Genomic DNA, 11,868 nt, shown 5'->3' on the forward strand with positions numbered 1-11,868 from the left:
CCTTGATCGGCTTGATGTTTGTTGTCATGACGCTGCTGGCCTCACGAAGGATGCAGCAGGCTTTGGTATTCATAATGCCTGGGACACGGTCACCTATTTGACCTATCAAGGTCCTCATCTGGAGCGCGAGCAGAAGAAAGAGAAAGATCAAGAGGCATAGCCGAGAGCAGGAAGCTGGCGAGCTGGACATCCGCCATCTGGTGATCCGCTCACCAGCTCCTTACTGTGCCTGTGAGCACGCGCTAGGAGGCTGCAGTCAGCAGAGCCTGCAGCAGCAGCGCGCCATCGGGCGTGCCCAGTCCTGTGCAGGCATCCCAACCGGGGCCGGCGCTGTAGCCGCCATTGTTGCCGCTGGTCACATCGCGCAGTGCCTTTTGCTGCAGCAATTGGGAGTAATGCTGATAGAGGAACGGGTTCAGGTACCCAACGGACTGACCGCGTCGCTGATTGAGCAGGGCAATCAGCCCGGCCCACAGCGGAGCCACTGCGCTCGTGCCCCCCACGGAAGTGCTCTGGCCGTCGACAACGATCTGATAGCCTGTCTGCGGGTCCGCATTGCCCGCGACATCGGGTACCCCGCGCCCCTGATGGTGGTCGTTGATGGATGGCGGCACATGGGCACTCTCCTGCCATGAGGGGAGCGGGAAAACGTCGCTGATGCCGCCGCCGGTCGCTCCATTGCCGCTGGCGGTGCCATTCCAGACCACTTCACGGACGACCTGCCTATCCTGGGCCTCCAGGCGGGTGCCGCCGCAGCCAAGCACATAGGGACTGGAAGCCGGAAAATCCACATGGGCCTTTTGATCGTTTACCCCATCGCTTGAGCCGTTATCGCCGGCAGCCGCGCAGACCGTAATTCCAAGCGAGGCCGCCGTCTGAAACGCCTCGTTCATAGTGGTCATTGCCTGGCGGGTCCAGTCCACTTCGGGGGCGCCCCAGCTAATGGAGATTACCGCAGGCGCATTGGTGGTGTCGTGGATGGCCTGGGTAATGGCGTCTAGAAAGCCGCGCTCGGTATTGGGGGCAAAGTAGACGGCGATGCGGGCCGCAGGAGCAATGGCGCCAGCGATCTCGATATCGAGCGCGACCTCGCCATCCGCGCTATTCGGGTCGCCTGTTGGGCTATTCTGGCCGCCGTCGACAGAGACGCTGACTACCTCGGGTGGCTGCAGGCCGAGCTGCTGGAAGTAGGTCGTCAGATCCTCACTGGTATAGCCTCCGCCCAGCTCGATCAGGGCGATGCACTGGCCGCTGCCGGTCAGGCCGCTCGGAAAGTCATAGAATTGGGCGACCTGGAGCGGGGTATAGCTGACGGTGGCAGTTCCCACCAGCACACTTGTCCCTGGGTCAGAGGCGAAGCGCAGATGGGGCTGAGCCTGGGGACGATCGTCCAGCCCAAAGACGCCAGTCACGATCGGCTCAAGCTCTTGGGGGATGTGCAGGGGGCCGGAGCGCCCGCGGAACGTCTGCCCCTCATGCTCGTAATAATGTAACTCGGTGGCAAAGGCAGCGCAGAACTGGCTCGCTGTGCCGCCCAGGACCAGCCGGCGTGCCGCCCGATCAACTGCCAGCACGTCCAGCTGATGAGCGCGGGCGAAGGCTTCGACTTTGGCCACATCCTCCGGACGGGCGCTATGCTGAGCCAGGTACTCCTCGCGGCTCAGTCGTTGGCCCGGCTGGCTGAAATGGCGCTCCAGCTGACCGGCCAGGGCGCTCCCCGCGGGATCTCTGAGATAGACGCTGACCTCGATGCGCTCGTTGGGATCAGCCGGCCCGATCTGCCGGGCCTGGGCAGGGAGGTGACGCTCACTGCCCGCCAGTCGTGTGAATCCTTTAGGAATCTCGGGCATGGTCTCTTTCCTTCTGTCCTCTCGTCGCAACGTTCCCCTTCTGGGGACGCGCTAAACTTCCTGCAAAGAAGACGCTCGTACCCCCTCTTCGTAGATGGTGACTTCCTGCCTCTCAGCCGAAGGAAGAATATACTTTCTTCCTCTTACACGGTCTGCAGCCGCAGACGGATCAGAAGATCGTTGTAATGGTAGGCGTAGTAGCGTGTAAGGCAGCGCTTGGCCAGCGCCTTTAGCTCTTCGGGCTCGGGCGTGGTATGAATGACCAGCGGCGAGTAGATGGATTCCAGGACGTTGCCGTTCTTGTCCAGCAGCACTGTCAAGAATTGGCGAACATCGTGCGTCACCAGGTCGACTTCCTGTCCATCCTCGTTCTCATGCCGTTCGATGATCTCTTCCCCCTCATGCAGCCCAATCACCGTACGCAACGGCAGGATATGGGCGCCGCGCAGGTCGTAGTCGGAATCGGGCGACGCGAATCCGTAGAGGTGCGACCCGCTCAGCGTGACAAAGAGCAACGGATAGCGCTGCCGTGTCAACACGGCCCTGAGTCGTTCACGTTGTTCGTCCAGCATCTTGCTTCTCCCATGCAGCATCAAGATCAGCTCAGGATATCCGTTGCACCTGGAGAAAAGGTAATGCGCGTCTGCCCGCTCTGATAAGCAGAGCTGTTCCTCTCCTCTCTTTGGTTACTTCGTCCTCGCCCTGCTCATGCCTGATGGCCCCAGGCCGGGCCAGACGGACCGAAAGCATGCGCCGCTGCAATGCTCCTGGCAAAAGGCATGGCAAGAGCGGAGCAGGCAGCTGTGAGGGTGAGTCAACAGAGGAGAGTGCCGCTCGACTGAACAGCAGCCAGAGCTGCCTCGCCTCGCCCGGTCGAGGCGAAGCAGGGTTCACAAGGAAAGTCGGGGGCCGCGCTTGCAGTTCCAAGTACAACGCTAGAGGGGTTTCCTTGCCACTTTTAACCCTCGCGCTTAAGATAGCACTGTGGACAAGCCTTTGTCAAGACAGGTGCGTCTCTCAAGAATATGCCCGCTGCTAAGCACCATCGCCCGACTTGCTGCTAAAATGGCCACAGTACGTTGCAACCTGTAAAATACCAGTAGTAGGGAGGGGCCTTTCCAGAGTCTCTTGGAAAGGCCCCTGATATCCCTGGTCAAGGGGAAGAACCGAGTGAGCAGCGGGCCTGGTTGGCTCACCAGAGCATCCCCAAGGCCGGGCCGGCGCCAGCGGGTGCCCCTGAGCGGCTTCTGGTTGCGGCCCCGCTGCGGGGGCCATCTCACATCAGTACTGCCAGTTCACAGTAACAGAGCCAGTGCCGCTGCAAGGGGCGGTATAACTGTGGTTGCTGCCATTCTCCCACTGAATGCTGCCGTCAGCGCGGATGATAATAAACTTAAACTGGACTGTCCAACAGGCTGGCACACTGGCCATCACGAACCAGTTCGGATAGTTCGGATCATTCAGCGGGCCGATAGCGGTGGTTGTTGTTGTTCCCCAGTTGCCCAGCTCGTCGAATTGCCCGGTCAGGTAGACGTTATCCCCGTAGTTGGTGGAAGGCGCATTGTTGACAGTGAAGGTCACGGCCACCTGCGCTGTGCTGGAGACGCGCGTTTCGTAGACGTTGCTGCAGCTAGAGGTACAGACCTGAACACTGTAGAGGCCACTGGCCACATTCGGCGTCGTGACCGTAATCGAGTGCGGACTCCAGCTATCAATCGTGGCGGTGGTCGTACCAAACTTTACACTGCCGGCGGTGCTGCCAAAACCCTGGCCATCGATAATCACCTGATCGCCGGGCCGGCTCAGGTTAGGCCCAACGCTGCCGATCTCTGGCGTACTGCTCTCGGGAGCGGTATATTGCCAGACGGAGACCTGGTTAGCGCCCAGAGTAAAGGCACTGGCGGCGCCGTTTGTGACCGTAATGGTGGTGCCGCCGTGGAGCAACGTCCCCAGGTAGTCGCTGTAGGAGCCAGTGGGCAGGGCCGTGTAAAGGCCGGAAATGCTGTAACAGGAACTAGTTGGCAAGACCACCTTGAGCCAGGCCGGACCGGAAGTAGCGCTGAGCGAAAAAGAAGATCAGCATCAAGGGAATTGACACGATCACCGAGGCGGCGGCAAAGATGCCCCACGGCGTTCGAAAGTCGCTCTGCAGGCTGTAGAGGCCCAGGATAAAGGTCAGGTTACTGCCGTTAGCATTGGCGTTGAGCACCAGATTGGCCAGGGCGAACTCATTCCAGCCGGTCATGAAGGTGAAGAGGGCGGCCACCGCCAGCGCCGGCGTGGCCAGCGGCAAGACAATGTGCCAGAAAGCCTGAAAGGGCGTGGCGCCGTCCAACAAGGCGGCCTGCTCCAGCTCGACCGGCAGGCCGTCGAGGTAGGTTTTGGTATTCCAGCAGCTGAAGACCACCGCTCCGGCTGAGTAGATGAGCACCAGACCGAGCAAGTTGTTGAGCAGGTGCAGCGTATTCAGCAAGAGGTAGTAGGCCGTCAGCGCCAGCAGGCCCGGGAAAGCCTGCAGCGCCAGCAGCGCGCGCAGCGTCAGCTCTCGACCTGCGAAGCGGAAGCGCGCCAGCGCATAGGCGCCGCTCGTTGAACAGATCAGCCCGCAGAGGGCCGTCAGGCCGCAGACCAGCAAGGTATTGCCGATCCAATTGAGCAGGGGCTCCTGGGTAAAGGCCGTCACATAATTAGCGAGCGTAAAGTGAGCGGGAAACAGGTGCAGATCGGTGGTATAGAGGTTCTGGGCTCCGGCAAACGAAGCCTGGACCACGTAATAGAGAGGGAAAAGCGCAAAGATGGCCATCACCGTCAGAAAAACGTAGAGACCGACCATGCCCAGACGCTTCCCCAGGCGCGAGGTGCGGCGTCCCGGTGGCAAGCGCCTCGACTGCCCTACGACTAGGTTGACAGACGCTTGCTCCCTCCTGGTCTCAACGACGGGCAGTTGCTGACTCATGCTCGTGCCTCCCTGATGCTGCTCGCCCGCGGGGACCGTGCTCCCAGGCCAGAACCCAGGTAGGTCAGGGCCGCGAGGATGATAAACAAAGTGATCGCGAAGGCGGCGATAAAACCGTAGTGCGGATTGGCGACAGTTGCGCCGAGGATGCGGTTATACATATAGATCATGACAAATTCCGTGGCCCCCGGCTTGAGGGCGCTGACCACTGGTCCCCCCTGCGTGATCAGGAAGACCGTATTAAACATCTGGAAGGTCGTAATCGCGCTGAGAATAGTGGCGGGCACCAGGGCCGGGGTCACCAGCGGCAGGGTGACATGGCGGAAATACTGCCAGGGGCCGGCCCCGTCGATCCGGGCCGCCTCGCGCAATTCGCCGGGAATGCCTTGCAGCGCCCCCAGAATGACCACCGTGAAGAAGGGATAGCTCAGCCAGACATTGACGATCACCACTGAGATGAAGGCCAGCGTGGGATTGAGCAGCCAGGGAATCCCGAACTGGGGGCCGAAGAACAGGCGCCCAATCTGGTTGAACGGGCCAAAATCGTACTGAAAGAGGAACTTCCAGATCAGGGCCGTGATACCCGAAGGGGCGGCCCAGGGCAGGAGCAGCACCACGCGCCAGAATGGCAGCCCCTTGACCCGGGAGTTGTTCAGCGCCAGGGCGGTCAGCATCCCAACGACCAGAAAGCAGCTCACGCAAACGACGACGTAGAGCAGCGTCTGCCAGAGCACCGGGAAGAAATCGCTGTCGAAAGAAAAGAGCAGCTGCCGGTAGTTTTCCAGACCGATGAAACGATAGTTATCCGAGGAAAACTCGCTATAATTGGTGGTCGACAGGTAGAGCGTGTACAGAATCGGCCACAGATTGATCACCGCCATCATGGCCAGCATTGGCAGCAGAAAAGCCACAATGGTGCGCCGTTTGACTCGCAGCATAGGCATCCTCGCCTCCAGTTCATCTCCTCGTCCCATCCGCCCGATCCATCGCTGGAAAGGGAGGAGGAACGAGGAGGGGGAGCATGATCTTCAGCGTCTGAGCGATGGAACGCTCGCATCGCGCCAGGTATCCTGCCTGGTGAGCGCGCCAAAGCCGGGGCTATGAGCTGATCTGCGCGATCCCTTTGGTGGCAGCGGCCTGGGCGTCGCTGAGGGCTTTAGCGGGCGTCTGCGTACCGTTCCAGACTGCCGTCAGTGCATTCTGCACGGGCGTCCACAGTGCGGACATGTAGGGGGTATTGGGCAAAGCCACGCCCAGCTTCACCTGGGCCGCATAGCCAGCCACAGCGGGAAGCTGCTGGATGGCCGAGTCATCGGCGGCGGCGCTGTTCGCCGGGATTTCGCCGTCAGCGCGTGACATGGCGATCTGATTAGCCTTGTTGGTGTAGAACTTCATCAGATCGGCCACCAGGGCTGGATTTTTGGCAGTTTTGGCCATCCAGAGCGATTTGACCCCCACAAACGGCCTGGCCGGGGTGCCCGTGGCGGTGACGATGGGAAGTGTGGCAAAGCCGATGTTGATCTTCCCCCCACTGCTGTAATCGGCATAGGACCAGGGACCGTTGATGATGATGGCGGCCTTGCCCTCGGCAAAGAGCGAGGAAACCACATCGTAGGTCGGCTGCTTCGGGAGATAGGGGCGGAAGGAGGCGATATATTCCATCGCCTGCAGCGCCTGGGATGTGTCGAGGTGGGCTTTGCCATCGGGCGTCACATACTGAGCCCCGAAGCCGTAGAACCAGGGCGCATTGAAGTAGGCGTCCTCGGTTGGCCAGACGACGCCATACTGACCCGGATGGGCCTGCTCATAGCGTTTCTCGAAGGCCAGCAGGTCGTCAGTGGTCTTGGGGAGCTGGTCCGCCGAGATCAGGCTCTTGTTGTACATGAGCGTGATGGCCTCGACCGCCTCCGGGACCCCGTAGACGTGACCGTTAAAGATCAGAGCCGAAGCCGCTGCCGGGGTATAGGTCTGCTTGAGATAGTCCTGGCTGATATACTGGTCGAGCGGCACAACGACGTGGCCGAGCGCCAGCGATCCCAGATTATCGTCAGTGAAGGCGATGATATCGGGACCATTGCCAGCCTTCACCGCGGTGGCCGCCTTGCTGGCGATGTTATCCTGGTGGACCAGCACAATCTTGACTTTGGGATGCAGGCGCATATATTCGTTGAAAATAGCCTGCTTGGCTTGCAGGTAGGCACCTTGCCAGCCGTGCCAGATAACGATCGTGCCGCTAAAGTCGATGCTGCTGCTGTTGTTGCTGCCGCTGTTTTCGGCACCACCACAGGCTGGGAGCAGCAGCGCGAGCATGAGGCTGAACAGGAACATGGCCAGCAGTGGCTGACTGCCAGATGCACGCGAGGCGAAGATCTTCTTCATCATCTCTCATCCTCTCTGATAAGAGGGAAGATAGCCGGGGAGAGACAGACGGCGTGCTGTGCACTCTCCCCATTGGACGGAAAACCCAGAGTTGTGTTGTTGTCAGTCTGGTTGTCAAAGAGCGTGCTGTGCTCTTCTTGTGAAGGGTGCACAGTGATCAACGGGGAGAAGTCGGCTCTCACCCTCCTTCCTGCCATGAGAAAACTGCTCCACTCAATGGCTCACTAGTTATAGCAACCTGATGTCGAGACCTGCGTATGACTGGTGCCTGACCGTTGGCCAGAAGCGTGGTCGCTGCCGGTGGGAGCGCCACCTCTGGCAGCACGACAGTTTGAGGCTGCTCGCTCAGATTGAAGAGCACCAGGACGTCGCCCCGCTCCAGGCGCTGGCCTGGGGTTTGGGTGCGCAGATAGGCATAGGTGGCCTGCCTGGCATCAAGATGGACGACACGGCGTGCGCCGTAAGTCAGGACCGGCAGGGAGCGGCGCAGATGGATCAGGGCCCGGTAGAAGGCGAGCAGCTCCTGATTCCAGTCCTCCGGTCGCCAGGGCATATCGGCGCGGGCCTCGGCGTCGCCGCCGAAAGCTTTTGACAAGACATCAGCACGTTGGGACATACCGATCTCCGTCCCGTAATAGATGATGGGGGTCGGAGCAAGCGTGAATTGGCAAAGAGCCGCCAGCTTGAGCAGTTCCGGGCGATTGCCGGTAATGAAGAGGAAGCGATTCATGTCATGGTTATCAAGAAAACTCGCGCGAGCGGGACCGCCCGCCATATAGCTCTCGTAGGAGCTGAGGAAGCGCTCGAAGCGGCCCAGGTCCCAGGTGCGGACGCCAAAGGTCGAGCGTAGGGCTGCCGCCAGCGGGAAATCGAGCACCGCATCCAGCCTGCCATGATAGCGACGCAAGGCATCGGGTGTATCGGTGACCTCGCCCAACAAGAACACATCGGGGTGCAGGGCGCGGGTAGCCTGGCGAAACTCACACCAGAAATCCATGCTGTGGCCGATGGCATGATCGAGACGGAAGCCATCGACACCGTACTCGCTCAACCAGTGCAGGGCACTGGCGATGATGTGGCGCCTGGCTCCCTCGCTCTCTGAGCGTAGGGAAGGAAGGCTGGGAACAGCGTCGAGGAAGGTGCCATAGCGATCGGGCCAGCGCTCGAAATAGAACCAGTCATGAGAGGGGGCCTGGCGATCCGTCTGGGCGGCCAGAAAGGCGGGATGGTGCCAGGAGACGTGAGCCGGCACGAAATCGAGCAAGACGCGCATGCCGCGGGCGTGGGCCTCCGCAATGAGGGCCTGCAGGTCGGCGCTGCTGCCCAGACGGGGATCAACGCGAAAGTAGTCGAGGGCGTCGTAGCGATGGTAGCTTTCGGCCTCGTGAAGCGGGGAGAGCCACAGGCAGGTTACCCCCAGCTCTGAGAGATAGGGCAGGGCGGCGCGGACGCCATTCAGCGTGCCCCCATGCAACGCTTGTGGATCGCTCTCTGCAGGAAAATGGCCATTGGCGGCGTCGCTGCGAAAGCGGTCGAGAAAAATCTGATAGATGACGGCCTCTGTCGCCCAGGAAGGCGGACGCCGCTGCGACTCTTCTTCAACGAGGTAAGCGAAGGTCGTGAAGGCGCGCTCTCCCGCAAAGTGGAAGGCAAAGCCCTGGCCGTCCTGGGCCCAGATCTCCGGCTCCTCGGCAGGAAGCGAGCCGGGACGGGCCAGCCAGCCGGCGATGCGGTAGCGCACGCGCGTACCGGCTGGCTGACCGGGGATGCGAGCCAGCCAGTGGGTGATGTAGCCAGCGTGCGGATCCCAGGTCACGCGGGCGCGCTCCATCGGCAGGGCCGTCGACGTGCGATCGGGGCGACTGCCGTCGACGGTGTAGTAGAGCACGGCGCGCTCGATAGGCACTTCCTCGCCGCTGGCCGCCCAGACTTCGACTGGCTCGCCGGGGAGAGGGGCCAGGGGGAGAATAGTATTATCATGGCGAAATTGGCTGCGTTGAGCTGTCCAGCGGATGAGGATCTCGCTCAAAGGCAGGTCACCGGGCACCGCTGCCATCTGCTCGGCGTCCGGCTCCGACTGCGCGGGTATGGCATCCGTGGCCGACTCAAAGATGTCTGGCATCTTGGCTTTCCTACCTACCTGATTAGCGCAAACTAGGACAGGGTGTCGCTTGCTTCGGGCGAGGTCGCTTCTGTGGTTGCTTCGATCTCGGCACTCACGACCGCGCGCAAGCGCTTGAGCATGGCAATAAGCTGCCGCTCCTCTTCGCGGCTCAGGACGCTGAAGCGGCGGCCAATAGCCTCTTCAATGGCGGCCTGCGCCTCGCGGCGCCGGGCGACGCCTGCTGCTGTCAGGGTGACGCGCTGTGAGCGGCGATCGCCAGGGTCGGGGCTACGGGCAATGAGGCCCTCGCTTTCCAGATAATCTACCAGGCGGGTGACCGTGCTCCGTTCGCACAGCAGGCGTTCGCTGAGATCCGTCAGCCGCCAGCCTTCGTCGGTATCCAGGAGCAGCAGGGCATTGTATTGCAGTGTATTCAGGCGGAACTGGCGAAGAACAAGACGATCGGCATGGTCAAGCAGCAAACTCAGCTCTTGAAAGAGACGGTAGTCCTGGTAGTCATCCATGCGCTTGGCGTGCTCCTTTCCGCAGCAGCGCGGCTCGCTGGGTCAGTGTCTTACCAGGCGAGGCCGCAATTTGTTGCGATTGCAACTGTTGCGAGAAATATTGTTACTCAAGAAAGTATATGCGGGAAGCGCCCCTTTGTCAAGCCTGGTGAGACGCTGCAGATCGCAGGAGCCAGCGAGCGAGTGAAGAGAAGGGGAGCCGTCGGCAGCAGAGCTGGAGCGGCGGCCTCTGTGCTCAGGGCGAGGCGCTGACTCTCCGGCTCGCCAGCCACCAGGCCAGGCCGGCCAGAGACCGGGCTTGTAAGTTACCCAAAAGCGTACTACATTACCCAGAAAGTTACCCAAAGCATGGCTGCAGCTATGGGAGGACAGCAAGAGGTGATGCCAGCGCGCATGCGTTATCCCATCCTTGTAGAAACCTGGCTCTATCCCGCCAGGGGAGTGGCGCCGATTGCCGTTGAGAGCCTGGACTGGTTCACCTGGCTGCAAGAGCATCCGGCTTTCACCTATCAGGAGGGGGAACTGCGTTTTGCCGTGCGCTGCGAGCAGAGAGCAGAAAGACGTTACTGGTATGCGTACAAGCGGGCACAGGGGAAGTTGTTTAAGTGCTATTTGGGGCGCAGTCAAGATCTGACCCTGCTGCGTCTGCGCGAAGCCGCCCGGCAAGTCAGACAGCGGCTTACTGATGCGGCCTCTGCTCGGGGCGCCGGCTCAGCCTCAGTCTGCGCTGCTGACGACCAGGTTCCAGATACCAGCGCTACCCCTGCACCATGTACCCCGTCCCCGTCTCCAGGCCCTTCTCGAAGGGCAGACGCGGGCGTGCCTGACACTGATCTGTGCACCGGCGGGTGCGGGAAAAACCACGCTGCTGGCAGAGTGGGCTAGAGCGACGACCAGGCGTGTGCTCTGGCTTTCCCTAAGAGGAAGATAACGATCCACTGCGCTTCCTGACCTACGTCAGAGGGGCGTTGACGCCGCTCCTGACTGGGGCCGGGCCGCTGACGCTGACGTCGCCTCCACTCTCTCCAGGCTCTTCCTGTATACCAGTATTCTGGAGCGCCTGACAGGCCCGCTGTGCCAGGCGGTGACGCAGCTGCCTGACGGCTAGCAGCGCCTGCTGACCTGTTATCGCAGCAATCTCCTGCTTGCTCCCGGCGATGCTGATACGAGCTGGTACCGCTATATCACCCATTCTTTGCCCAGGCTCTGCGCGTGCTGCTGCAGCGGCAAGAGCCAGCGATGATCTCGATCCTCTCTCAGAGAGCCAGCCGCTGGTGTGAAGAGCGCGGCGAGTTGGCTGGAGGTTCAGCTACTGATCGCGTTGGCGCTCGCTGCTCAAGGCAAGGTCAGGCGGGCTTTGAAGATTTTAGGGGTGGTGCTGGCGAGGGCCGAACCCGAGGGCTACCTGCGACTCTTCGCAGATGAGGGCCAGCCTTTAGCCCGGCTACTGGCTCTGGTCTCCTTTCTGGCCGCGCTTGATCAGACGATTGTGGCCACAGCCCTGCCGACGATTGTCGGCGAGCTGCACGGCTTTAGCAGCTATGCCTGGGTCGGCACCGCCTACTTGCTAACCATGACGACGATGATCCCGCTGGTCGGCAAGCTCTCGGATCAGTTTGGCCGCAAGTGGCTCCTGTTAGTGGGCATAGTGCTCTTCCTCCTTGGCGCCGCGCTGGCAGGGCTTATTCATTGCCATCGGGACGATCGCGACGATAGTTGGACCGCTGACTGGAGGGCGATCACCGAGCACACCTCATGGCGCTGGATCTTTTACCTCAACCTGCTGCTGGGGATGGTGGCGCTGGCCTGTATCGCCATCTGGCTTCCTGCCAGTATCTCTGTCCGCGCGACACGGGTGTGGGGCAGGGCTGGCCTGTGGCGTCTTGATCTGCCAGGCTCCCTGACCGCTGCTGCGGCGACGGTCTGTCTGCTGCTTGGGCTGAGCTGGGGAGGAGAGACCTATCCCTGGGCCTCTGTTCAGGTGGTAGGGCTGAGCTGTAGCCGCGGCTCTGCTGCCCAGCGCTCTACCAGAAAAAAGAGCGCGAAGAGCAGAGC

At 61.2% G+C, this 11,868-nt stretch carries 10 protein-coding genes; 1 reads left to right on the plus strand and 9 read right to left on the minus strand.

Translation table 11 applies throughout. The annotated features are described in order from the left end of the window. Nucleotides 1-242: 242 nt before the first annotated feature. From IRZ31_RS16330 to IRZ31_RS16370, 9 genes are all read right to left on the minus strand, one after another. Nucleotides 243-1,850: a S53 family peptidase gene (locus tag IRZ31_RS16330; RefSeq protein ID WP_297155540.1), complete on the minus strand. Its 1,608-nt coding sequence runs from the start codon at nucleotides 1,848-1,850 to the stop codon at nucleotides 243-245. A gap of 143 nt (nucleotides 1,851-1,993) precedes the next feature. Continuing rightward, entirely contained in the window at nucleotides 1,994-2,422 is a 429-nt protein-coding gene (locus IRZ31_RS16335; RefSeq protein ID WP_297155542.1) for a nucleotidyltransferase domain-containing protein, read from the minus strand. 709 nt (nucleotides 2,423-3,131) lie between these two features. After that, on the minus strand, nucleotides 3,132-3,875 hold the full coding sequence (locus IRZ31_RS16340; RefSeq protein ID WP_297155545.1) for a carbohydrate-binding module family 20 domain-containing protein: 744 nt from the start codon (nucleotides 3,873-3,875) through the stop codon (nucleotides 3,132-3,134). After that, nucleotides 3,865-4,806: an ABC transporter permease subunit gene (locus tag IRZ31_RS16345; protein ID WP_297155547.1), complete on the minus strand. Its 942-nt coding sequence runs from the start codon at nucleotides 4,804-4,806 to the stop codon at nucleotides 3,865-3,867. Before IRZ31_RS16345 ends, IRZ31_RS16340 begins: the two co-directional genes overlap by 11 nt. Next, a complete protein-coding gene (locus IRZ31_RS16350; RefSeq protein WP_297155548.1) occupies nucleotides 4,803-5,750 on the minus strand; it encodes a sugar ABC transporter permease in 948 nt (315 codons plus the stop codon). The genes IRZ31_RS16345 and IRZ31_RS16350 overlap by 4 nt, the downstream gene beginning before the upstream one ends. Before the next feature lie 154 nt (nucleotides 5,751-5,904). Further along, nucleotides 5,905-7,188: an extracellular solute-binding protein gene (locus IRZ31_RS16355; protein WP_297155549.1), complete on the minus strand. Its 1,284-nt coding sequence runs from the start codon at nucleotides 7,186-7,188 to the stop codon at nucleotides 5,905-5,907. A 175-nt stretch (nucleotides 7,189-7,363) separates the two neighbouring features. Continuing rightward, complete coding sequence (locus tag IRZ31_RS16360) at nucleotides 7,364-9,307, minus strand: alpha-amylase family glycosyl hydrolase (RefSeq protein WP_297155550.1); 1,944 nt, start codon at nucleotides 9,305-9,307, stop codon at nucleotides 7,364-7,366. Between the two features lie 32 nt (nucleotides 9,308-9,339). Beyond that, on the minus strand, nucleotides 9,340-9,813 hold the full coding sequence (locus tag IRZ31_RS16365; protein ID WP_297155552.1) for a MarR family transcriptional regulator: 474 nt from the start codon (nucleotides 9,811-9,813) through the stop codon (nucleotides 9,340-9,342). A gap of 952 nt (nucleotides 9,814-10,765) precedes the next feature. Further along, nucleotides 10,766-11,005, minus strand: a complete 240-nt coding sequence (locus tag IRZ31_RS16370; protein ID WP_297155554.1) for a hypothetical protein — start codon at nucleotides 11,003-11,005, stop codon at nucleotides 10,766-10,768. A gap of 84 nt (nucleotides 11,006-11,089) precedes the next feature. Between IRZ31_RS16370 and IRZ31_RS16375 the strand changes: the two genes are divergently transcribed. Then, nucleotides 11,090-11,868, plus strand: a 779-nt coding sequence (locus IRZ31_RS16375) for an MFS transporter (protein ID WP_297155556.1), incomplete at its 3' end; no start/stop codon positions are given.

It is taken from the genome of Thermogemmatispora sp., assembly GCF_019683635.1.
Taxonomy (GTDB): Bacteria; Chloroflexota; Ktedonobacteria; order Ktedonobacterales; family Ktedonobacteraceae; genus Thermogemmatispora.